27 protein-coding genes are annotated in these 22475 nt (G+C 68.7%); 20 read left to right on the top strand and 7 right to left on the bottom strand.

All coding sequences use genetic code 11. The features are described 5' to 3' along the window. Positions 1–4: 4 nt before the first annotated feature. The 3 genes from PKE75_RS10360 to ykgO all read right to left on the bottom strand — a co-directional run bounded on the left by PKE75_RS10360 (position 5) and on the right by ykgO (position 1964). Complete coding sequence (locus PKE75_RS10360) at positions 5–982, bottom strand: alpha/beta fold hydrolase (protein WP_271168657.1); 978 nt, start codon at positions 980–982, stop codon at positions 5–7. Next, the gene (locus PKE75_RS10355; protein ID WP_271168656.1) at positions 982–1602 is read right to left on the bottom strand and encodes a tetratricopeptide repeat protein; all 621 of its coding nucleotides are present in this window, start codon (positions 1600–1602) and stop codon (positions 982–984) included. Before PKE75_RS10355 ends, PKE75_RS10360 begins: the two co-directional genes overlap by 1 nt. Positions 1603–1838: 236 nt before the next feature. Next, positions 1839–1964: a type B 50S ribosomal protein L36 gene (gene ykgO / locus PKE75_RS10350; protein ID WP_020186918.1), complete on the bottom strand. Its 126-nt coding sequence runs from the start codon at positions 1962–1964 to the stop codon at positions 1839–1841. Between the two features lie 270 nt (positions 1965–2234). On the opposite strand from ykgO, the gene rfbC reads away from it, so the two are divergent. From rfbC to PKE75_RS10320, 6 genes are all read left to right on the top strand, one after another. Beyond that, the gene (gene rfbC / locus PKE75_RS10345; RefSeq protein ID WP_271168655.1) at positions 2235–2795 is read left to right on the top strand and encodes a dTDP-4-dehydrorhamnose 3,5-epimerase; all 561 of its coding nucleotides are present in this window, start codon (positions 2235–2237) and stop codon (positions 2793–2795) included. Positions 2796–2797: 2 nt separating this feature from the next. Further along, positions 2798–3865, top strand: coding sequence for a dTDP-glucose 4,6-dehydratase (gene rfbB, locus PKE75_RS10340; RefSeq protein WP_271169173.1), 1068 nt, complete (start codon positions 2798–2800; stop codon positions 3863–3865). Further along, the gene (gene rfbD / locus PKE75_RS10335; RefSeq protein ID WP_271168654.1) at positions 3862–4749 is read left to right on the top strand and encodes a dTDP-4-dehydrorhamnose reductase; all 888 of its coding nucleotides are present in this window, start codon (positions 3862–3864) and stop codon (positions 4747–4749) included. The genes rfbB and rfbD overlap by 4 nt, the downstream gene beginning before the upstream one ends. A gap of 170 nt (positions 4750–4919) precedes the next feature. After that, entirely contained in the window at positions 4920–5108 is a 189-nt protein-coding gene (locus PKE75_RS10330; RefSeq protein ID WP_271168653.1) for a YegP family protein, read from the top strand. Between the two features lie 62 nt (positions 5109–5170). Beyond that, a complete protein-coding gene (locus PKE75_RS10325) occupies positions 5171–6322 on the top strand; it encodes a DNA cytosine methyltransferase (RefSeq protein WP_271168652.1) in 1152 nt (383 codons plus the stop codon). A gap of 32 nt (positions 6323–6354) precedes the next feature. Further along, on the top strand, positions 6355–6744 hold the full coding sequence (locus PKE75_RS10320; protein WP_428979138.1) for a very short patch repair endonuclease: 390 nt from the start codon (positions 6355–6357) through the stop codon (positions 6742–6744). Here PKE75_RS10320 and PKE75_RS10315 read toward each other — a convergent pair. Then, entirely contained in the window at positions 6741–6935 is a 195-nt protein-coding gene (locus PKE75_RS10315) for a hypothetical protein (RefSeq protein ID WP_271168650.1), read from the bottom strand. The genes PKE75_RS10320 and PKE75_RS10315 overlap by 4 nt on opposite strands. Before the next feature lie 189 nt (positions 6936–7124). Here PKE75_RS10315 and PKE75_RS10310 point away from each other — a divergent pair, with 189 nt between their 5' ends. After that, the gene (locus PKE75_RS10310) at positions 7125–8402 is read left to right on the top strand and encodes a sensor domain-containing diguanylate cyclase (protein WP_271168649.1); all 1278 of its coding nucleotides are present in this window, start codon (positions 7125–7127) and stop codon (positions 8400–8402) included. 4 nt (positions 8403–8406) lie between these two features. On the opposite strand, the gene lepA is transcribed toward PKE75_RS10310, so the two are convergent. Next, complete coding sequence (gene lepA / locus PKE75_RS10305) at positions 8407–10212, bottom strand: translation elongation factor 4 (protein ID WP_271168648.1); 1806 nt, start codon at positions 10210–10212, stop codon at positions 8407–8409. Between the two features lie 195 nt (positions 10213–10407). After that, the gene (locus PKE75_RS10300; RefSeq protein ID WP_271168647.1) at positions 10408–11613 is read right to left on the bottom strand and encodes an MFS transporter; all 1206 of its coding nucleotides are present in this window, start codon (positions 11611–11613) and stop codon (positions 10408–10410) included. Between the two features lie 107 nt (positions 11614–11720). Here PKE75_RS10300 and PKE75_RS10295 point away from each other — a divergent pair, with 107 nt between their 5' ends. From PKE75_RS10295 to PKE75_RS10245, 11 genes are all read left to right on the top strand, one after another. Then, positions 11721–12347: a TetR/AcrR family transcriptional regulator gene (locus tag PKE75_RS10295; RefSeq protein ID WP_271168646.1), complete on the top strand. Its 627-nt coding sequence runs from the start codon at positions 11721–11723 to the stop codon at positions 12345–12347. A gap of 114 nt (positions 12348–12461) precedes the next feature. After that, positions 12462–12713 carry a DUF2934 domain-containing protein gene (locus PKE75_RS10290; RefSeq protein WP_271168645.1) on the top strand — a complete coding sequence of 84 codons (252 nt, stop codon included), beginning with the start codon at positions 12462–12464 and terminating at the stop codon, positions 12711–12713. Between the two features lie 125 nt (positions 12714–12838). Beyond that, positions 12839–13657: an exodeoxyribonuclease III gene (gene xth / locus PKE75_RS10285; protein WP_271168644.1), complete on the top strand. Its 819-nt coding sequence runs from the start codon at positions 12839–12841 to the stop codon at positions 13655–13657. A 181-nt stretch (positions 13658–13838) separates the two neighbouring features. After that, positions 13839–14585, top strand: coding sequence for a Crp/Fnr family transcriptional regulator (locus tag PKE75_RS10280; RefSeq protein ID WP_271168643.1), 747 nt, complete (start codon positions 13839–13841; stop codon positions 14583–14585). Beyond that, positions 14582–14818 (top strand): hypothetical protein, encoded by a 237-nt coding sequence (locus PKE75_RS10275; protein ID WP_271168642.1) that lies wholly within the window; start codon positions 14582–14584, stop codon positions 14816–14818. Before PKE75_RS10280 ends, PKE75_RS10275 begins: the two co-directional genes overlap by 4 nt. 128 nt (positions 14819–14946) lie before the next feature. After that, positions 14947–15480 carry a YciE/YciF ferroxidase family protein gene (locus PKE75_RS10270; RefSeq protein ID WP_271168641.1) on the top strand — a complete coding sequence of 178 codons (534 nt, stop codon included), beginning with the start codon at positions 14947–14949 and terminating at the stop codon, positions 15478–15480. Positions 15481–15574: 94 nt separating this feature from the next. Beyond that, the gene (locus PKE75_RS10265) at positions 15575–16489 is read left to right on the top strand and encodes a manganese catalase family protein (protein WP_271168640.1); all 915 of its coding nucleotides are present in this window, start codon (positions 15575–15577) and stop codon (positions 16487–16489) included. Between the two features lie 151 nt (positions 16490–16640). Further along, positions 16641–16892, top strand: a complete 252-nt coding sequence (locus PKE75_RS10260) for a hypothetical protein (protein WP_271168639.1) — start codon at positions 16641–16643, stop codon at positions 16890–16892. 236 nt (positions 16893–17128) lie between these two features. Then, a complete protein-coding gene (locus tag PKE75_RS10255) occupies positions 17129–18307 on the top strand; it encodes a zinc-dependent alcohol dehydrogenase (protein ID WP_271168638.1) in 1179 nt (392 codons plus the stop codon). 183 nt (positions 18308–18490) lie between these two features. After that, positions 18491–18778: a hypothetical protein gene (locus PKE75_RS10250; RefSeq protein ID WP_271168637.1), complete on the top strand. Its 288-nt coding sequence runs from the start codon at positions 18491–18493 to the stop codon at positions 18776–18778. Between the two features lie 119 nt (positions 18779–18897). Next, positions 18898–19095 (top strand): hypothetical protein, encoded by a 198-nt coding sequence (locus PKE75_RS10245; protein ID WP_271168636.1) that lies wholly within the window; start codon positions 18898–18900, stop codon positions 19093–19095. A 10-nt stretch (positions 19096–19105) separates the two neighbouring features. Here the strand turns inward: PKE75_RS10245 and PKE75_RS10240 are convergent, their stop codons facing one another. Beyond that, entirely contained in the window at positions 19106–20086 is a 981-nt protein-coding gene (locus PKE75_RS10240; protein WP_271168635.1) for an aldo/keto reductase, read from the bottom strand. Between the two features lie 299 nt (positions 20087–20385). On the opposite strand from PKE75_RS10240, the gene PKE75_RS10235 reads away from it, so the two are divergent. Then, positions 20386–21735 carry a phospholipase D-like domain-containing protein gene (locus PKE75_RS10235; protein ID WP_271168634.1) on the top strand — a complete coding sequence of 450 codons (1350 nt, stop codon included), beginning with the start codon at positions 20386–20388 and terminating at the stop codon, positions 21733–21735. Between the two features lie 16 nt (positions 21736–21751). Then, positions 21752–22474, top strand: a complete 723-nt coding sequence (locus PKE75_RS10230) for an endonuclease/exonuclease/phosphatase family protein (protein WP_271168633.1) — start codon at positions 21752–21754, stop codon at positions 22472–22474. Position 22475: the final 1 nt, after the last annotated feature.

Below are 22475 nucleotides of genomic sequence, written 5' to 3'. Positions count from 1 at the left end.
CGCCCTACCTCGCCTTCGCCGCCACGGCGTCGATCTCGCGGATCACGCGGTCGGTCGCGGTCCAGTGGGTCATATGGCCGCCGTCTTTGATCACCACGAGCTTCGAGCCGCGGATCTGACGGTGGATCGGACGCGCGTGGACGTCCGGCGAGACGATCGTGTCCTTGTCGGCCGTGATGATCGTCGTCGGCACGCGGATGGCGCCGTAGCGTTGCGACTGGCGGGCGAGGAACGGCTTCAGGTCGGTCAGATCCTGCGCGTTCGCCTGGAATTCGGCCGGCCGCAGCAGGAGCCTCGCATTGGTCCGCCGCACGTAATCCGGCGGCGGCTGATGGGGCCTGAACACCGACTCCAGCGCCGTGTCGAAGGTCAGGTAACCCACCGGGCCGGCGACGGCCGCGACGAAGACCTGCCCGAGGACGGGCGCGGCGGCCGCCGTGTTGTACCACGCGTCGCCGCCGATCCACGGATGGGTCGCAGGCGACAGCAGCACGAGACCGGAGACATGGGCCGGGTGGTCGAGCGCGAGGTTGGTCGCAAGCGATCCCGACCAGGAATGGCCGACCACCACGACGCGGCCGATGCCGAGCGCGTCGAGCGCTTCCGCGATCGCGTTGCCCTGGAGGGCCGGGGAGGCCATCTCGCGGCCGCCGAGACGGTCGCTGAAGCCGTGGCCGGGCCGGTCGATCAGCACCACCCGGTGACGCTGGCTGAGCCGCCTGCCGATCGATTCCTGGAGATCCCGGAGATTGCCGCTTGCGCCGTGCAGAAGCAGCAGCGTCTTGCCCGAACTCCCGCCGGCCGGCGGCTCGAGGATCACGACGTGCAGCCGGCCGCCGCGGACCGCGACGTAGCGGCTTTCCTCGCTCGGGGCCGCCGCGTCCCGCTCGAGCCGACGGGCCTCCACCGCGGGGACGACCGCAAGAGCGCCGACGAGCGCAAACGCTGCGGCGAGCAGTCCCGACACCACGCTCAGACGCATCAGATCGGCTGGCCTTCGACCTTCAGCGCCAGTTCGTCGACCTCACGCTTGAGACCTTCGATCTGCGGGTAGATCGCGAGCACATGGCGGAAGGCGGCGAGCGCCTTGGCGTCGAGGTCCGCGTCCTTGAGGATGCGGCCGAGCCCGAGCCAGGCGCCGTAATGGCGCGGCTCTCGGTTCAGCGTCTCGCGGATGTCGGCCATGGCGTCGTCGTAGTCCTTCGCCATGTAATGCAGCGTCGCGCGCCGGTTCCAGCCCTCGGCGTAATCGGGCCTCAGGCTTACGACCTCGTCCATCAACCGGATCGCGATCCCGATCTTCGATTTTCGCTGCGCCTCGGTGGAGCGGGCCATCAGCAGGTCGATCGTGTCGCTGCCGGAGCGCTGCCAGAGCGCCTGGACGGCCGACGCGATCCGCTTGGCGAATTGGGGGTCGTCGGCCTTGGCGAGCTGCGCGAACAGCGCGTCGAGCGCCTTCGACTGCGCGTCATCCTCGCTCTGCACGATGGGAGGGGGAGGGGCGGAGTCGGGGTCGTCGGGCGGAAGCAGAGGCTCCAGCGCCTCCGGCGGATCGGATGGCGGAAGGTCCGGCTCGGCCGCGCTGGCGACCGTCGCGCTCATCAGAACAAGGAGAGCGGCAAGTCCATGACGGATCATGCGAGCGAGACTAACGTCCGCTCGCGCCACGTCAAAGCGCAGCCTCGTCGCGGGAGCGCACGGCTCGTATCCGCCCGTGAGCCGCGACACGGCGGCGCGGCCGCAAAAGAAAAGAGCGCGACCCTGGAGGCGCGCTCTTCGACATCGACGCGGCGGTTCCGAGCCCGGCTTCAAGCCGGGACACGAACCGTGAAGCCCGTTCAGCCCTGGCGGGCCTTGTAGCGCTTCTGCGTCTTGTTGATGATGTAGACGCGGCCCTTGCGGCGCACGATGCGGTTGTCGCGGTGACGGTTGCGGAGCGACTTCAGCGAGTTCCGGATCTTCATCGGTTCAGTCCTCAAGACGCCGGCCGCACAGCGGCGCCTCGCGTCGATCGTTTCCAAATGGTCGCGACGGATCGCCTGACGGCGACGGCTCAGTCACGGTTTCGCGCCGCGTTCTAGGCGCAAGACCCGATTTTGGCAAGAGCGCACGAGCGCCGGATCGGGGCGCGAGCGCTATTCAGGCGGAGGCTTTAGCGAAGATTTGGGAGTTTTGGGAAGATTGGGCAGATTGCCGCGCCGCATAGGCGCTTCTCAGTAACGCCAGGACCCCAGATGAAGTTCATTCGCCATGATCTCGACGGCGTGGTCGAGATCCGGCCGACCCGCATCGAGGATTCGCGCGGGGCCTTCTGCGAGACGTTTCGCAGCGACCTGTTCGAGGCCGAAGGCCTGGCTGCGGGCTTCGTGCAGATCAACCGCTCGCTGTCGCGGGCCGTCGGCACGGTGCGGGGCCTGCATTTCCAGCTGCCCCCGTTTGCGCAGGCCAAGTTCGTCAGCGTGACCCGCGGGGCGGCGCTCGACGTCGCGGTCGACGTGCGGCGCGGCTCGCCGACCTTCGGCCGCCACGTCGCGGTCAGCCTTTCGGCGGCGGAGGGCGCGCAGCTCTATGTTCCGGAAGGCTTCGCGCACGGTTTCTGCACGCTCGAGCCGGACACCGAGATCACCTATGCGCTGACGGGGCTCTATGCGCCGGCGCATGAGCGCAGCGTGTTCTGGGCCGATCCCGCGCTCGCTATCCCCTGGCCGGTCGAGCCGGGCGCCGCGACGCTCTCCGAGAAGGACGCCCGCGCGCCGCTGCTCGCTGCGGCCGAGCTGTTTCAGGCGCGGCCGTGACGATCCGGTTCCGCGACGCGCGCATCCTCGTCACCGGCGGGGCCGGCTTCATCGGCTCCGCGGTGGTGCGCCATCTGCTCGCCGACACGCAGGCGGCCGTCATCAATGTCGACGCGCTGACCTACGCCGCGAACCTCGATTCGCTGCCTGGCGCCGACGCGAACCCGCGCTACGCCTTCGAGCGCGCCGACGTCCGCGACGCTTCCGCGATGGCGCGCCTGTTCGAGCGCCATCGCCCGACCGGCGTGATCCACCTCGCGGCCGAGACCCATGTCGACCGCTCGATCGACGGGCCCCGCGCGTTCGTCGAGACCAACGTCGTCGGGACCTTCACGCTGCTGGAGGCCGCCCTCGCTTACGCCGGGTCGCTCGGCGCGGAGGACCGCGCGCGTTTCCGCCTCCTGCACGTCTCGACCGACGAGGTGTTCGGCTCGGCCGGCGACGCCGGCCTGTTCGACGAAGCGACGCCCTACCGGCCGAACTCGCCCTATGCCGCGACCAAGGCGGCGTCCGACCACCTGGCGCGGGCCTGGGGAACGACCTATGGGCTTCCGGTGATCGTCAGCAACTGCTCCAACAATTACGGGCCCTATCATTTTCCGGAGAAGATGATCCCCCTGATGATCCTGCGCGGCCTGCGGGGCGAGGCGCTGCCGGTCTATGGCGCGGGAGACCAGGTGCGCGACTGGCTGCATGTCGAGGACCACGCGCGGGCGCTCGGCCTCGTGCTGGAGCGCGGCGCTCCGGGGGAGACCTACGCCATCGGCGCCCGCTCCGAGCGCGCGAACCTCGCGGTCGTCGAGGCGGTCTGCGACCTGCTCGACGCCCATGCGCCGCCGCTTGCGGGCGGACGACGGCGCCTGATCCGTTTCGTCGAGGACCGCCCGGGTCACGACGCGCGCTATGCGATCGATCCTTCCAAGATCGAGCGCGAGCTCGGCTGGCGGCCGCAGGAGAGCTTCGCGACCGGGCTCGAGAACACGGTGCGCTGGTATCTCGAAAACCGCGGATGGTGGGAGCCGCTGCTCGCCCGGCAGGCCGACGCGCTCGCGAGGCGGGGGGGGCGGTGACGAGGATCCTGATCGCCGGCGGCTCCGGACAGCTCGGTCGGGCGCTGATCGCGCATCCATGGCCGGACGGCGTCACGGTCGTCGCCCCGACGCGCCGCGAACTCGACGTCGCCGACGCCGATGCGGTGAAGGCTTGGCTCCAGGCGTCGCCCGTCTCCGCCATCATCAACGCCGCCGCCTACACCGCCGTCGACCGGGCGGAGATCGAGATCGCCGCGGCCTTCGCGGCGAACGCGCTCGGCCCCGCGGCGCTTGCGGAAGGCGCGCGGGCGGCGGGCGCGCCGCTCGTCCATGTCTCGACCGACTACGTGTTCGCAGGCGACGGCTCCGCGCCGCATGAGGTCGACGCTGCGATCGCGCCGTTGAACGTCTACGGCGCGAGCAAGGCCGGCGGCGAGCTCGCGGTCAGGCTCGGCCAGCCGCGTTCGGCGATCGTGCGCACCTCGTGGCTCGTCGGCGCGGGCCGGTCGAGCTTCGTCGCGGCGATGCTGCGGCTGGCGCGTGAGCGCCCTGTCGCGCGCGTCGTCGACGACCAGCACGGCGCGCCGACCATCGCGACGGATCTCGCCGCCGCGCTTGCGACGATCGCGCTCCGGATGGCCGCGGACGAGGCGGCGCCCGCCGGCCTGTTCCACTTCGCGAACGAGGGCGACACGACGTGGCATGGCTTCGCGGCCGCGATCTTCGCGGAGCTGGCCGCCCGCGGCATGCAGACGCCGCGGCTGGAGACGATCTCCTCCGCCGATTACGGCGCGCCGGCGCGGCGGCCAATGAATTCGCGGCTCTCCACCGCGCGCATCCGGCGCGACTATGGCGTCATCCCGCGTCCCTGGGCGTCGGCGCTGCCCCGCCTGATCGACGGCGTGCTGGGAGACCGGACGTGAAGCGCGTCATGCCCGCCTGCGCGACGCGCCGCCGGCCGCCGCCGCGCCTTTCCGGATATGGAGAACCATGGGCTCGGTTCCGCCCGCATGTGCGGTTCCGCTTGGCGCGGGGGCGAGACTCGCTCTAGCTTCGTCTGGCGGATGCGCCATGAACGGTTTGGAGGATGTCGATGTACAAGTTCGAGATCTATAAGGATAAGTCCGGGGAGTTCCGTTTTCGCTTCGTCGCCTCGAACGGCGAGAAGATGTTCGCCTCCGAGGGCTACGCCGCCAAGGCCTCGGCCCAGAAGGCGATCGAGTCGATTAAGAAGAACGCGCCCGGCGCCGAGGTGGTCGACACCACGACGGCGGTGGCCTGACGCTCGGTCCGCCGCGGCGCGTCGAAAGCCCGGCTCCGGCCTGACGGCGCGGAGAGCGCTCCTTGGACGACTTCACCTTCTACGAGTTCTTCGCCGGCGGCGGGATGGCGCGCGCGGGGCTTGGGCCCCGCTGGCGCTGCCTGTTCGCGAACGACCTCAGCGCCAAGAAGGCGGCGGCTTACCGCGCCAACTGGGGCGATGACCATCTCCACGTCGGCGACGTGCACGAGATCGGGCCGGCCATGCTGCCGGGTCTGGCCGACCTCGCCTGGGGATCGTTTCCCTGCCAGGACCTGTCGCTCGCCGGGGCCGGCGCCGGCCTTTCGGGCAAGCGCTCCAGCGCGTTCTGGGGGTTCTGGAACGCGATCCTCGCGCTCAAGGCCGAGGGCCGCGCGCCCCGCACGCTGGTGCTCGAGAACGTCTGCGGCGCGCTGACGTCGCGCGGGGGGCGCGACTTCGCCGCGATCGGCGAGGCGCTGAGCGACGCCGGCTACCGCTTCGGAGCCATGGTGATCGACGCCGCGCTGTTCGTGCCGCAGTCGCGGCCGCGGCTGTTCATCGTCGCTGTCGCCGAGGGCGTCGGGATTTCCCCGGGGCTCGCAGGCGAGGGGCCGCTGGCGCCGTGGCACACGAAGGCGCTGGTCGCGGCGCATGCGGGGATGAGCGACGCCGCCCGTGAGAACTGGATCTGGTGGCGGGCGGAGCCGCCGCGCGCCAATGTCGCGACGCTCGCCGACATCGTCGAGGACGCCCCCCAGGGCGTCCGCTGGCACACCGCCCGCGAAACCGAGGCTGTGCTCGCGCTGATGGCGCCGTTGCACCGTGCGCGCATCGCAGCGGCGGGCGCTGCCGGCGCGACCTGCGTCGGCGCGGTCTACAAGCGCATGCGGCTCGACGCGACGGGCGCCAAGGTCCAGCGGGCGGAGGCGCGTTTCGACGGCGTCGCCGGCTGCCTCCGGACGCCCGCCGGCGGTTCGAGCCGCCAGACGCTGATCCTCGTCGACGGAGCCAGCGTGCGCACGCGGCTGATGTCGCCGCGCGAGGCTGCGCGCCTGATGGGGCTGGACGACGGCTATCGTTTGCCGGCGAACTACAATGACGCCTATCGGCTGGCGGGCGACGGGGTCGCGGCGCCGGTGGTGCGGTTCCTTGCGGACGCGTTGCTGGAGCCGCTGCTCGGCGCCGCCCGTCCGCTGGTCCGGAGAGCCGGGTGAGAGCGGAGACGCCGGCCGAGCGCTCCGCCGTGATGCGGGCGGTCAAGAGCCGCGACACCGGCCCCGAGATGATCGTCCGGCGCGCGGCGCATGCGCTCGGCTACCGCTTCCGCCTGCACGCCAAAAGTCTGCCGGGCAGCCCCGACCTCGTCTTTCCCTCGCGAAGGAAGGCCGTGTTCGTCCATGGATGCTTCTGGCACGGCCACGACTGCGCCCGCGGCGCGCGCGCGCCCAAGGCCAACGCCGAATACTGGAGCGCCAAGATCGCCCGCAATACGGCGCGGGACGAGCGGGTGCGGGGCGAACTTGCAGCCCTCGGCTGGGACACGCTGACGGTCTGGGAATGCGAGCTCAAGGCCGGCGCGCCGACGCTGCCCTCGCGGCTGGCGGGCTTTCTCGGCCGCCCCGGCCGCGCACGCTAGAGCCGCGGCAGGCTCTCGACGACCAGGATCAGCCCGCCAAGCACGACGACGCCATCGAGGATCGCGACATGCGGCAGGATCGGCGGCGGCGGCAGCCCCGTGCCGTAGCCCGCGACGCCTCCGCGCACGGAGGCCAGGACGGCGACCGCAGCCACAAGCATATATTGCGTAAATGAGACGTCCAAGATCATGCTGCGGGCCTATCGGCGATATCTTGCGGTACGGGCATTGCAAAAGCGGGCGTCGGGCATGTCGTGGATCGCGCCGGCTAGCCCCGCCGCCTCAAAGCTTCGTAAAGCTTCGCCCTGATACCGCTGTATGTCGCAAATCCGTCGCCGGGGCCCTGGAGCCTGACCCCGGCGGCGGCGAAGGAGTTCGTCATGGCCTCCAAACGATCGCCTCCTGCGGCCGAGGGGGGTGCAGGGCGCGTACAGGCCGAGGCTTCCGTGCTGCGGGAAGACGCCCGGCTGCTGGCGCTTGAGCGTTACGACATTCTCGACACCCCGGAAGAAGAGGCGTTCGATCGCGTCACCCGGCTCGCCCAGACCATATTCCGCACGCCGATGGTCACCGTGACGCTTATCGACGGCCACCGGCAGTGGTTCAAGTCGCGGCGCGGCATGACGCTGCGGGAGACCCCCCGGGCGCACGCCTTCTGCAACGAGACCATCAAGCGCGCCGCGCCCCTCGTCGTGCGCAACGCCCTCAAAGACGAGACATTCGCCGACAATCCGCTCGTGACCGGGGCGCCGGGCATCCAGTTCTATGCGGGCGCGCCGCTGGTGACGCCGGACGGCCACCCTATCGGCACGCTGTGCGTCATGGATCGCATGCCGCGAAGCTTTGACGACGACGAGCTGGCGATCCTCGTCGATCTCGCGGGGATCGTGGTCGACGAGCTCGAGCTCCGCCGGCTCGCCACGGTCGACGTGCTGACCGGCGCGCTCTCCAGGCGGGCGTTTCGCAACGAGGCCGGCCGCACGCTCCATCTCGCCAGGCGGCACGGGCACGAATTCAGTCTTGTCGTGTTCGACCTCGACAACTTCAAGGCCGTCAACCGCGCCCACGGGCACGCAGGCGGCGACGTCGTGCTGGCGCGCAGCGTCGCGGCCTGCGGCGCGCTCTTGCGGGCTTCCGACGTGATGGGCCGGCTGGGCGGCGAGGAGTTCGCGATCGCGCTTCCGCATACCGGCGCCGAGGCCGCGCTCGGAGTGGCCGAACGGCTGCGGGAGGCGATCGCGGCTGAGGCGCACCCGACGAACGGGGCGGCGGTTTCCGTCACCGCCAGCTTCGGCGTCGCCTCCTATATCCAGGGGGCCGCCGACATCGACGCGCTGTTGCGCGAGGCGACCAGCGCGCTCTACCGGGCGAAGGCCGAAGGCCGGGACCGCTGCGCAGCCGCGCAACGCGGCGACGACGGAGTCGACGCGCCCGCGCGACGTCGCGTGCTCAAGGGCGGCCGCATCCTGTTCAACCGGCGGACGTCTGCGGTCGACTGCACGATCCGCAGCCTCTCGGCGACGGGGGCAGGGTTGGACGTCTCCAGTCCGGCCGGACTGCCGGAGACGTTCGAGCTTTCGATCGAGGCCGACCGGATCATGCGGAACTGCCGCATCGTATCGCTGTCGGACCGGCGCATCGAGGTCGAGTTCGGCTGACGCCTCACTCGTCCATCTTCAGGGCGGCGATGAACGCCTCCTGCGGGATCTCCACGCGGCCGAACTGGCGGAGCTTCTTCTTGCCCGCCTTCTGCTTGTCGAGCAGCTTGCGCTTGCGGCTGGCGTCGCCGCCGTAGCACTTCGCCGTCACGTCCTTCCGCAGCGCCCGGATGGTCTCGCGGGCGATGATCTTGCCGCCGATCGCCGCCTGCACCGGGATGACGAAAAGATGCGGCGGGATCAGCTCCTTGAGCTTTTCGCACATCACGCGGCCGCGGGCCTCCGCCCGGGTGCGGTGGACCAGCATCGAGAGCGCGTCGACCGGCTCGGCGTTGACCAGGATCGACATCTTCACGAGGTCGCCGGGGCGGTAGTCGGTGATGTGGTAGTCGAACGAGGCGTAGCCCTTCGAGATCGACTTCAGCCGGTCGTAGAAGTCGAACACGACCTCGTTCAGGGGCAGGTCGTAGACCACCATGGCGCGCTTGCCGACATAGGACAGGTCGACCTGAAGGCCGCGGCGGTCCTGGCAGAGCTTGAGCACCGAGCCGAGATAGTCGTCGGGGGTCAGGATCGTCGCCTTGATCCAAGGCTCGTTGATCTCGGCGATCTTCATCACGTCCGGCATGTCGGCCGGGTTGTGCAGGTCGATCTCGGTCCCGTCCGTCAGCTTGATCTTGTAGATGACCGACGGCGCGGTCGCGATCAGGTCGAGGTTGAACTCGCGCTCCAGCCGCTCCTGGATGATCTCAAGGTGCAGCAGGCCGAGGAAGCCGCAGCGGAAGCCGAAACCGAGCGCGGCGGAGGACTCCATCTCGAAGGAGAAGCTGGCGTCGTTGAGCCGGAGCTTCCCCATCGCGGCGCGCAAATCGTCGAAGTCGGCGGCGTCGACCGGAAAGAGGCCGCAGAACACCACGGGCTGCGCCGGCTTGAAGCCCGGCAGCATCTCCGCCGTCTGGCGCTTGTCCTCGGTGATGGTGTCGCCGACGCGGGTGTCGGCCACTTCCTTGATCGAGCCGGTGAAGAAGCCGATCTCGCCGACGCCGAGCTCCGCGATCTCGGTCATCTTCGGCGTGAACACGCCGATGCGGTCGACGTCGTACACCGCGTCCGCGCCCATCAGGCGGATCTTCATGCCCTTCTTCAGCACGCCGTCCACGATGCGCACCAGCACGACGACGCCGAGATAGGTGTCGTACCAGCTGTCGACGAGCAGCGCCTTGAGCGGCGCCGTCCGGTCGCCCTTCGGCGGCGGCAGGCGCTTCACGATCGCCTCGAGCACGAGATCGATGCCGAGCCCGGACTTGGCGGAGATCGGCACGGCGTCGGAGGCGTCGAGGCCGATGACCTCCTCGATCTGCTCCTTCACCCGCTCGGGCTCGGCGGCCGGCAGGTCGATCTTGTTGAGGACGGGCACGATCTCGTGGCCGTTGTCGAGCGCCTGGTAGACGTTGGCGAGCGTCTGGGCCTCGACGCCCTGGCTGGCGTCGACCACCAGCAGCGAGCCTTCGCAGGCCGCAAGGCTCCGCGACACCTCGTAGGCGAAGTCGACGTGGCCGGGCGTGTCCATGAGATTCAGGATGTAGGTCTGCCCGTCCTGCGCGGGGTAGGTGAGGCGCACGGTCTGCGCCTTGATGGTGATGCCGCGCTCCTTCTCGATGTCCATCGAGTCGAGCACCTGCTCCGTCATCTCGCGCGCCTGCAGGCCGCCGGTGGTCTGGATCAGCCGGTCGGCGAGCGTCGATTTCCCGTGGTCGATATGGGCGACGATCGAGAAGTTGCGGATGTTGTTCTGGGGAGCTGCGGCCATGCGCGGCGGATAGCAGGGGCGGCGGAGAACGGCAAGGAGATGAGGGGAGAGACGTAGGCGTTCGGGCCGAACGCCGGTGTTGAAGCGTCCGCCGTCGCCGCCGGATGCGCCGAGGCGCTGCGCCTGGTCCAGCGCCCCTTTCTCCGCACAGCAGCGGCGCAGCGGTCAGCCGAATCGCGGCTCGGCCCGCTCCGATCAGCCGGCCGTTGCGCGGGGGCCGCTCAGAAAGCCGGCGGTCCGGGCGAGCCAGGCGATCGCGAGGCCGGCCACGAGCAGGGGCAGCGCCGCCCAGGGAAACGACGCCGCGCCCCATGTCTTAAGAAGCGCTCCCCCGAGCAGGCCGCCGCCGGCGATCGCGCCGTTCCATGCGACGACGTTCATGGAGAGGGCCACGTCGGCGTCGTCGCCCGCGTTATCCGCGAGAGCGGTCTGAAGAAAGGTCGCGGCCCCGCCGAACGTCAGGCCCCACGCTGTGACGCCCGCATAGATCACGAAAGGAACCGAGCCGAACAGTCCGAACGCAAGCGTCGTCGTCGCGAACCCCCCTAAGCTGACGAGCACGGCGATCCGGAGAAAGTGGTCGACCGTTCGTCCCGCGACCCAGATTCCCGCCAGCGCGGCGACGCCGAACACGAGAAGCACGAAATCGACCTCGCCGGCCAGCCCCGCGCGCGCGACGAACGGCGCGACGTAGGTGTAGAGCACGTTGTGGGCCAGCATCCATGCGATCACGACCGCCAGCACTGGGCGGACGCCGCGCGTCGTGAGAACACCCCGCAGCGACGACCGCGCCGTTTCAAGTCGCCCGGCATAGTTCGGCGCCTTCAGCAGAACCCAGCCGATCAGACCGACGGTGAGCAGGGACATGGCGGCGAACGCAGCTCTCCAGGATACGGCCGTTCCAAGCCATGTGCCGAGGGGCACGCCGAGCGACAGCGCGATTGGGGTCCCCACCATCGCGATGGCCATCGCCCGGCCCTGCTGGCTGGGAGCCGCCATCTGGCGGGCGTAGCCGCCGAGCAGGCTCCACGCCAGACCGGCGGAAGCTCCGGCGAGGAAGCGCGCCGCGAGCGTCAACGCAAAGCTCGACGAGACCGCCGTGATCGAATTGAACGACAGAAACCCGACGACCGTGACGAGCAGCACGGTGCGCCGCCCCCAGCGTCGCGTGGCGATCGTTAGCGGGATCGCCGCGATGAGGGAGCCGAGCGCGTAGACGGTGACCAATTGCCCGGCCGCCGACTGCGACACGTCCAGTCCTTCGGCGATCTGCGGCAGCAAACCAGCCGGCAGCGTCTCGGTGGCGATGCAGACGAAGCCGGTCATCGCGAGGGCGAGCAGCGCCGCGAGCGGCAGCGCTTCGGAGGATTCCTGCGCGGCGCGCGCGGGCGTGGCGTCCATGGTCGGCGAATCCAAACTTATGGAATGATCGTTCCATAAATATCGGGACGGTCCGCTTGGCAAGGACATATGGAGCGACTAGTCTAAAAATGCTGAGAGGGGCTGAGATGGCCAGAACAGGGCGCCCACGCGAGTTCGACCGGGAGAAGGCCGTCGACGCGGCCATGGCGCTGTTTTGGGAGCATGGGTACGAGCCCACCTCGCTGAGCCAGCTCAAGGACTGCATGGGCGGGCTTTCGCCCGCGAGCTTCTACGCGGCCTTCGGTTCCAAGGCCGGTCTGTTCCGCGAGGTCGTCGCCCGTTATCTCGAAACCCACGGGCAGGCTACGACGACCCTCAAGGACGCATCGCTGCCCCCGCGCGAAGCGATCGAGACCGCTTTGCGGCGCTCGGCGCGCATGCAGACGGCGGCGTCGCATCCGGCGGGTTGCCTCATCGTCCTCGGCGCCGCCAACTGCTCCCCCGAGAACCGTCATATCGAAGCGCTTCTCGCATCCGAACGGGACCGCAACCGGCGCGCCATCAAGGCTCACGTCGACCGTGCGGTGGAGAATGGCGATCTGCTTCGATCCGCGGACGGTCCGGCGCTCGTGGCGTTGATCAACACGTTCCTTCTCGGCATCTCGCCCGCCGTCCGGGATGGAGCGACGCTCGACGAGCTCGAGGCGTCCATCACGCGGATCATGAGCGTCTGGGACGATGCGGCGGCGAAGCCGCGGAGCGACGCGTCCTAGCTCCGCGGCGCCAGAGCCGCGGTTTTCGGCGAAAGATATCCGCGCGCCACCGCGGCCGCGCGGGAACAACAGCCTCCGGGGCGGGTTGAGCTCCTGTTCCGCATGGAGGCTTCGATGGACGACCTGACGCAAAAAATCCGCGACCGCGCCTACGAGATCTGGCTCGAGGCCAGGCAGCCCGAAGGCATGGAGCAGCAACACTGGGCGCAGGCCGAGCGAGAACTCGGCGTGACCGGTTCGGACGACGCGACCGGGGAGAGGGAGGATCGGCTGGACGATAGCCTCGAGGAGACCTTCCCGTCGAGCGATCCGGTCTCCGAAGCGCAACCCGGAGGCGGGATCACGGGGCCCGGCGACGACCGCTGAAGCCGACCGCCGCGCGCGTGGGCCGGGAGCGGCCGCGGGGCGCGACGCGGGACCGCGGATGAAATGGGCGCCGCCTATGCGCCGACGATAGGCTCGGCCTTTCGGAAGAACGGATCGGGCGGCGGATGAAGATCGCGACGTTCAACGTCAACGGCGTCAACGGGCGCCTCGCGGTGCTGCTGCGGTGGCTCGAGCAGGCGCGGCCCGACGCCGTCTGCCTTCAGGAACTCAAAACCCCGCAGGAGAAATTTCCGGCGGCCGCCCTCGAACAGGCCGGCTATGGCGCGGTGTGGCAGGGCAAGAAAAGCTGGAACGGCGTCGCGATCCTCGCCCGCGGCGCGGACCCGGTCGAGACGCGGCGCGGCCTGCCCGGCGATCCGGACGACGCCCAGAGCCGCTACATCGAGGCGGCCGTCGGCGGCGTCCTGATCGGATGCCTCTATATGCCCAACGGCAATCCGGCTCCGGGTCCGAAATTCGACTACAAGCTCCGCTGGTTCGAGCGGCTGACGGCCCATGCGGCGGAGTTGATGGCGGCCGGGATTCCCGCCGCGCTGGTCGGCGACTTCAACGTCATGCCGACCGATCTCGACGTCTACAAGCCGGAGCGCTGGGTCGACGACGCGCTGTTCCGGCCTGAGGTGCGCGCCGCCTTCGCAGGGCTGACAGGCCAGGGGTGGACCGACGCGCTGCGCGCGGCCCATCCGACGGAGCGACTCTACACCTTCTGGGATTATTTCCGGAACGCCTGGGGACGGGACGCAGGGCTGAGGATCGACCACCTGCTGCTCAGCCCCGCGATCGCCGGCCGCCTGACGGCCGCGGGCGTCGACCGAGAGGTCCGGGGCTGGCCGAAGGCGAGCGACCATGCGCCGGCCTGGATCGAGCTGTCGGACGTCGCGGCGAAACGGACGACGCGCGCCCGCAGGACCGCGGTTCCCTGACGCCGCTCATCCGGCGACCCCGCCCCGCGAAGGCGGATCGTTCGCCCCCGCCCGGCGTTTGATCACGGTGCCGGGAACGCCCGGTCCGATCAATCAGGAGCGTGGCCGTGCGCCGTCAGTCGAACAGTCGGCCGAGACCGCCCACCCTGGCCGCAGGCAAATTCCGCTGAAGGGGAGCCCGATGCTCGACGCCATGCTCGCCAAGCTCGAGGCGCTGCAGCCGCTGCCGGAGGAGGACAAGAAGCTTCTCCATGCGATCGTCGGCAAAGGCCGTCCGATCAAGGCCGGAGACCCGATCACGCTGGAGGGCGAGCAGTACAAGCTCGTGCACGTCATGCTGTCCGGCCATGCGTGCCGCTACAAGATCCTGGCCGACGGCAAGCGCCAGATCATCGGCTATCTCGTGCCGGGAGATTTCTGCGATCTGTTCGGCTTCCTGCTCGACCGGATGGACCACAGCATCTCCGCGCTGACGCCCTGCGAGATCGTCGAGCTGACGGAGGACGACGTGCTGATGCTGACGGCGCGCCCGATGCTGGCGCGGGCGCTGTGGTGGTCGAACCTCGTCGACAGCGCCATTTTGCGCGAGTGGCTCGTCAATGTCGGACGCCGCACGCCGGACAAGCGCATCGCCCACATCCTCTGCGAGCTGCTGGTGCGGCTTCAGACGGTCGGGGTGGCGAGATCCAACGGGTTCCGGCTCGCATTGTCTCAGGCGGACCTTGGCGACACGGTGGGCCTCACGACGGTTTCGGTGAACCGCGCGCTGCAGCGGCTCCGTCGCTCGCGCCTCATCGTCCAGACCAGCCGCGAGATCACCATCCCGGACGTCTCCGCCCTGATGGCGTTCGCCGACTTCGACCCCTCATACCTTCATTTCCGGCAGGATCGGGACGAACCGCTCCAGCCCCGGCAGGAGATCGCATGATGGAGTTTCAGCCGATCAAGGTCGCCACTGGCTCCAGCGACGAAGAAGGACGCCTCGTCCTGCTCGACGGCCGACTGATCGCCGTCATCGTCCGGCTCGACGACGAAGCCCACGGCGCCGCGCGCGGCCAATGGAGCCTCGAGGCCGGTTTCAACGGCGTGGACAGCGTGAAGCCGCCGCTGTTCGCGAACCTGCAGTCCGCGGAACGCTGGATCGAGATGCAGATTGTATAGGCGTATAACGCCCGCCGGAGTTGTTTCGCGGTTTGCGCGGCGTTCCGACTGAAACAACGTTTTGGGCCGGAACGTCCGTCCCTCCCGCACGTCTGTCGAGTCCTGACTCACAGACAAGGGAGGCCCGCTTGGCCAAGGAAAAGACGCTCGCAGACGCGTTCCACGAGACCCTCAAGGATGTCTATTTCGCCGAAAAGGCCTCGGTTCGCGCGCTGAAGAAATCCGTCAAGGCCGCCGGATCCGCACAGCTGAAGACGGCGTTCGAGGAGCACATGGAGGAGAGCGCGACGCAGGTCGAGCGGCTCGTCCAGGTCTTCGAGATCATCGGCAAGCCGGCCCGCGCCAAGACCTGCGACGCCATGCAGGGCCTCACCTCCGAAATGGAGGACGATCTCGAAGACTTCGGAGAGTCGCCCGCCGCCGACGACGTGCTGATCGGCTGCGCGCAGGCGATGGAGCATTATGAGATCGCGCGATACGGGCTGCTCAAGTCCTGGGCCGGCAAGCTCGGTTACGACGAAGCGGTCACCCTGCTCGACCAGACGTTGCAGGAAGAGAAGAAGGCCGACGAACTGCTGTCGCAGATCGCCCTAGGCCTCGACGTCGGCGCCGGCGCCGACAAGGCGACCTCCACGGGCCGAAAGACCTCCAAGGCGGCGTGAGCCGATCGTCGTTCGAACGACGTCCAGTCCCGCCGCAGCCCCCGCTGCGGCGGGCTCAGGAGCAGCCTGACGCTCCCAACAGAGGATTCGCCCCATGTTCATGCGTGTAGACAAGCTTCAGGCCGAGCTGCCGAAGCCGAAGAAAGCCGACCCGAACGCCGCGGCGGCTCTTCAGGAGCTTCTCGGCGGCAAGTTCGGCGAGATGTCGACGCTCAACAACTACATGTACCAGAGCTTCAATTTCCGCAATAAATCCAAGGTGAAGCCGTTCTACAGCCTGGTCGCGAGCATCACGGCCGAAGAGCTTGGGCATGTCGAACTGGTCGCCAACGGCATCACCATGCTCGCCAACGGTCCCGATCCCGAGAAGGACCACAACGGCGACGTTTCGACGGCGCCGTTCGAAGACATGAAGGACATCCGCTCCGCGGCGTCCTTCCTGCACGCCGGCGGCGGCGCGATGCCCGTCGACTCCAACGGGCTGCCCTGGAACGGAACCTTCGTGTTCTCGACGGGCAACCTCGTGCTCGACCTGCTGCACAACTTCTTCCTCGAATGCGGCGCCCGGATGCACAAGTTGCGGGTCTACGAGACCCTGTCCGATCCGACTGGCCGCGAGGTGTGCGGCTATCTGCTCGTCCGCGGCTCCGTGCATGCGCACTCCTACGCGCTGGCGCTGAAGAAGCTGACCGGCGTCGAGATGGAGAAGCTGCTGCCGACCCCGAATATCGATCTCTCGAAGATCCCGGAGTCGCAGAAATATCTGGACGAGGGATCGCATCGCCGGTTGTACACCTGGGGCGAGGAGACCTACCGCGACATGGAGGCGATCTGGGGCGGCGGCGAGAAGGCGCTTCCCGGCGACCCGCCCGGCGATCTCGAGGTCGTCTCGGGCCACCCCGACGGCGGCAAGATCGACGAACTGAAGGGCGCGTCGTCGGCGTTCACCACCGACTACGATCCGATGGAGATCTTCGAGATCGCGTCGAAGCTGCACGCCAAGCTCTGATTGCGGGTCGGTCCGGGCGCCGGCGGTTTGAGCCGCGGAGCGCCCGGACGGCGGCGCATAAACGCGTCGTCATCCGGGTGTTTCTTATCGGGGTATAATGTCCCGGTCTCGGATGTTGATTATCCTCGGCTCCGGTCTCAGGGAGTTGCGTATGCCTTTCCGGGTTTCAGCCGGCGCCGTGGGCGCCGTCACCATCGTCACTGAGACCGTCGAACAGGCGATCAAGCTTGCCGCGACCCTGACGGCGGAAGGCAAGACGCCGGTCATCCAGACGCTCGACGGCGTGGCGGTGGAGCTCGTGGCGTTCGAGAAGGCCGACAACAGCGCGTTCGCCGCTCCGGACCTCGGCATCGAGACCGCGAGGCGCGACCAGGATCTGGCGTCGGATCTCGACGAACAATAAGGCGACGCCGCTGTTCGGGCGCGGCCGCCGATGCGCGGTCGCTGAACGATGCTGCGCGCCGGCAATACATGGCGCCTGTCATAGATTTTCTTCGGCGTTGAAGAAAATCCGAAGACGTTGAGCCAAGCCGGAACGAAACCTCCATAACAGCGCTTCCCTTACGCTTGGCGGGCGATTTCGCCGGCGCGCGGTCTGTCGCCTCAGGCTGCACGGATCCAGCATTGGGAGCTTGCGGCATGAAGGCGCTCACCTGGCACGGCAAGGGAGACATCCGGTGCGACAGCGTTCCGGACCCGCAGATTCAGGATGACCGCGACGTCATCATCAAGGTGACGGCATGCGCGATCTGCGGATCGGACCTTCATCTCATGGGCGGCTTCATGCCGACCATGGAGCGCGGCGACGTGCTCGGGCACGAGACCATGGGCGAGGTCATGGAGGTCGGCCGCGCGGCGTCCCGGCTGAAGGTCGGCGACCGGGTCGTCGTGCCCTTCACCATGTCCTGCGGCGAGTGCCGGCAGTGCAAATGGGGCAACTGGAGCTGCTGCGAGCGCACCAACCCCAACGGCAAGATGCAGGCCGAACAGTTCGGCTATCCGCTCGCGGGCCTGTTCGGGTTCTCGCACATCACCGGGGGCTTCGCCGGCGGACAGGCGGAATATCTCAGGGTTCCGTACGCCGACGTCGGGCCCCTGATTGTTCCGGACGGCCTCAGCGACGAGCAGGTGCTGTTCCTCTCCGACATTTTCCCCACGGCCTATATGGCGGCGGAGAACTGCGGGATTAAGGGCGGCGAGACGATCGCGATATGGGGCGCCGGACCGGTCGGCGTGCTGGCCGTGAAGTCCTGCCTTCTGCTGGGCGCCGAGCGCGTCATCTCGATCGACGACGTGCCGGAGCGGCTTGAACTCGCACGTCAGGCCGGCGCCGAAACGATCGATTTCGGCAACCAGACGGTGCAGGACGAACTGATGGCGATGACCAACGGTCGGGGCCCCGACGCCGTCATCGAGGCCGTCGGCATGGAGGCTCACGGCGCCGACACGCTGGCGCAGAAGGTCTCGTCGGCGGTCATGGCGGCGACGTCCAGCATGGCGCGGCCCTTCGCGCTCAATCAGGCGATCCTCGCCTGCAGGCCAGGCGGCGTGGTCTCCATGCCCGGCGTCTTTGCGGGGCAGGCGGGTCCGGTGGCGCTCGGCGTGCTGATGAACAAGGGGCTGACGCTGAAGACAGGCCAGACCCACATGCTGCGTTACATGAAACCGCTGCTCGACCGGATCGAGCGCGGCGAGATCGACCCGTCCTTCATCATCAGTCACCGCACGACCTCGCTCGAGGACGGACCGGAGCTTTACAAGGCGTTCCGCGATAAGACCGACGGCTGCACGAAGGTCGTCATCAAGCCGCACGGCTGACGCCTCCCTCAACTCCCGAGTCTGCGACCCGACGTGATCTGTCCTAAGGACATCGACGTTGCTCTGTATCGACGCCATCGATTTTTGCAATGCACACAATCGATTTGAATAATCATAGGCCGCAGACGACATTGCTCTCAGAGGCGACGGAGGTCCCCGCCGCCAGCCAGTGAGAGCAGCACCATGTCGAACGTCTTGAAGAGTTTCGCGATCAGCGCCGCGATCGCCGCATCCACCGTCAGCGCCTTCGCGCAGGACGGCGTCGTCTCCCTCTCGACCGTCGATAGCCGGCCCGCAAGCCTGCAGGTCACCCGAGCGGACGGCGCCGCCGCCTACAGCCCCGGCTCCGTCGGCGCGATGCACTACGCCGTCGCCGGCCGCGCCACGAGCACGGCGGACGTCCGTCGCGAGAGCTCGAACCAGCTGACGGCCGTCTACGCGCACTGGGTCGCGCCGAAGGCCGGGTCATAACCGGCCCGAAGACAACGCCGCGCGGCGCCGGCTGACAGCCGGCGTCGCGAAGAACGGCCCGACTCTCGGAACTTCAGCGCCCGTCCGGCTTTTCTGTTCGAAGCAGGGAGTCGAGCGCGATGAATCCGTCAGGACAGGACCCGAAGACGCCGCCGCATCGGGGACAGGAGGGCGAGACGGACGACAAGCCCGACTCGCAGCACGACGAGCGGCCGGAGGGCCCTCACGCCAGGCCGGATCTCACCAACGAGGAAGCGACCCCCGGCGCCGGGACGCTGCCGGACGACGAGGATCCTGCGGGCGGGACGGCGAGCTGACCTCAGCCGTTCATTCGAACCCGGCCACGGCGTGGGGCGCGTAAGGCGCCTCAAGCGTCGCGATCTCGTCCGGCGTCAGCTCGAGCGCCAGCGCCGCGACCGCGTCGTCGAGATGGTGCGGCTTCGACGCGCCGATGATCGGCGCCGTCACCACGTCCTTCGCCAGCACCCAGGCGAGCGCGACCTGCGCGCGGGGAACGCCGCGCGCCTTCGCGACCTCGGCGACCGCCGCGATCACCTTGGCGTCGGCCTGCTCGGTCGCGGCGAACAGCCTCTTGCCATAGGCGTCGCTCTCCTGCCGGGCGCTGCCCTCGTCCGGGTCGCGCGTGAGGCGCCCGCGGGCGAGCGGACTCCAGGGCAGCACGGCGACGCCCTGGTCCTCGCAGAGCGGCAGCATCTCGCGCTCCTCCTCGCGGTAGAGCAGGTTGAGCTGGTTCTGCATGCTCACGAATTCGGTCCAGCCGTTCAGCCGGGAGACATAGAGCGCCTGGGCGAACTGCCACGCGAACATCGAGGACGCGCCGATGTAGCGGGCCTTGCCGGCCTTCACGACGTCGTGCAGCGCCTCGAGCGTCTCCTCGATCGGCGTGCCATAGTCCCAGCGGTGGATCTGGTAGAGGTCGACATAGTCGGTGCCGAGCCGCTTCAGGCTGGCGTCGATCGAGGCGAGAATCGCCTTGCGTGACAGGCCGCCGCCGTTCGGCCCCTTGCGCATCGGGAAATAGACCTTGGTGGCGATCACCACCTCCTCGCGCGAGGCGAGCTCCTTGAGCGCGCGCCCGACGATCTCCTCCGACGTGCCGTCCGAATAGCGGTTCGCTGTGTCGAAGGTGTTGATCCCGAGCTCCAGCGCCTGGCGGAAGAACGGCCTGCTCGCCTCCTCGTCGAGCGACCAGGGATGGTCGCCGCGGTCGGGGACGCCATAGGTCATGCAGCCGAGGATGATGCGCGAGACGTCGAGGCCGGTGCGGCCGAGCTTCACGATTTCCATGGGAAACGCCTTTCTGAGAGACGGCGCAGGTCGCGCCGCGCTGAGGAATGTCGAGACGGTCCGTCGGCGAGACGGCGCAGCCCTGCGACGCAGAATTGGAGAGGTTTGGCCCGCGGCGCCACTCCGCGGGGGGCGGATCGGCTCTGCGCGCCGGTGCCATCGGGGCTTGTCGCGACCCGGCCGGTCAGGGCACGGTCGGGCGCCGAGTTTCGCGATCCCGCGCGACCGCCGTTCAGGAGATCGACGCCATCCATCTGGATCTTCCTGCGGCCCAGGGGCTGGCCTTCACCCTCCTTCATGTGATCGTCGCGTCGGTCGCGACCATCCACGCGCTGCTGAACAAACGCGACGTCCGGGCCGCGATCGGCTGGATCGGCGTCACATGGCTGTCGCCCGTTTTCGGCGCTCTGCTCTATTTCGCGTTCGGCATCAATCGCGTCCATCGCAAGGCGCGCCGCCTGCGTGGGCTCAAGCAGGCCGGCGGCGCCCGCCGCGGCGCCAGGCCGACGAAGTCGCGCGACCAGCTGCAGGCCGCCGTCGGCGCCATCACCGGCCTCCAGCTCGAGGACGGCGCGGTCGACATGGTGCTGCAGTCCGGCGACGAGGCCTATCCGCGGATGATCGCGGCGATCGGCGAAGCGAAAAAGAGCGTCGCGCTCTCGACCTTCATCTTCCGCACCGACGCGCCCGGACTTCAGTTCATCGAGGCGCTGAGCGCGGCGCATCGCAGGGGCGTCGCGGTGCGCGTGCTGATCGATGGGATGGGCGGCGGATTCTTCCTGTCCCGCGCCTATCGCAGGCTTCGGTCGGAAGGCGTGCCCGCCGCCCGCTTCCTGCACTCGATCTGGCCGTGGAAGATGCCTCTGCTCGATCTCCGGCTGCACAAGAAGGCGCTGATCATCGACGGCGAGTTCGCCTTCGTCGGCGGCCTGAACATCGCAGCCGAGAACGTGCTGGCGCGTCCGACCGGCTCGCCCGTGCGCGACACGCATTTCCGGGTCATCGGCAACGTGGTCGGCCAGATCGCCGACGGCTTCGACGACGACTGGGCGTTCGCGACCGGCGAGGATCCGGACGACGCGCCCCCGCCGCGCATCGCCCCCGCTGCGGCGTTGGCGCGGGCGATTCCGTCCGGCCCCGATCAGGCGGTCGATCAGCTCGCTCTGGTGCTGATGTCGGCGATCGCCTCCGCCAAGCGCTCCATCCGGATCGCGACGCCGTATTTCCTGCCGGAGGAGCAGCTCATCACGGCGCTCCAGCTCGCAGCCTGGCGCGGCGTCGAGGTACGGCTCGTCATGCCGGCGAAAAACAACCACCGGATGGTCGCCTGGGCCGCGGAGGCCCACATCCGGCCGCTGCTGGAGGCGGGATGCAGCCTCTGGCGCTCGCCGCCGCCGTTCGACCATTCGAAGCTCATGACCGTCGACGACGAATTCAGCCTGATCGGCAGCGCGAACTGGGACGCCCGGAGCCTGCGGCTGAATTTCGAATTGACTGTCGAGCTCTATGACCGCGACCTTTCGGCGAGGCTCTCCGGACTGATCGACGGCAAATGCGTCGATCGCGTCACGCTTGCCGATGTCGACGGGCGGCTGTTCGTCACCAAGATGAGGGACGCCACCGTGCGTCTTCTTTCGCCCTATCTCTAAGGATCAAGGCAGCCCGTTGAAGGTCGCGTCCTACAACATCCACAAGTGCAAGGGCACCGACGGCCGCGTTCGGCCCGACCGCATCGCCGGGGTGCTCGGCGAGATCGGGGCCGACCTCGTCGCCCTCCAGGAGGTCGACCACCGTTTCGGCAAGCGGATCGGTCTCCTTGACCCGGACGTGGTGCGGCGCGAGGCGGGCCTGCATCTGCTCGCGCAGTCCGACGCGCCGGACGGTCACGGCTGGCATGGCAACGCGCTGCTGGTCGCGCGAGAGCCGGTCTCCTATCGCAGGCTTCGCATTCAGCTTCCCGGCGTCGAGCCGCGCGGCGCTATCATCGCTGAGCTCGATCTGGGCGAAGGCCCGTTCCGGGTGATCGCCGCGCATTTCGGTCTGCTGCGCCGGTCGCGCATCAGCCAGGCCAATGCGCTGATCGCGGCCTTCACCTGGATGACGCCGATGCGCACGATCCTGCTCGGCGATCTCAACGAGTGGCGCCGACGGCGCCGCTCGTCGCTGAGCGCCTTCGAGCCGCTGTTCGGCGAGGCCCGTCCGCTGCCGAGCTTCCCGTCGCGCCGACCGATCTTCCCGCTCGATCGGATCCTCGGCTGGCCGCGCGGGCTGGTGCAGGACCTTGCGGTCCACAACACGCCGCTCGCCCGCATCGCCTCCGATCATCTGCCGCTGACGGCGACGGTCGACCTGTCGTCCCACAGCCTGTCGATCCGCAACGTCGCCTGAC

The sequence above is a fragment of the Hansschlegelia plantiphila genome (genome assembly GCF_027922265.1).
Classification (GTDB): domain Bacteria; phylum Pseudomonadota; class Alphaproteobacteria; order Rhizobiales; family Methylopilaceae; genus Methylopila; species Methylopila plantiphila.
This window is presented reverse-complemented; position numbering and strand designations above follow the sequence as displayed.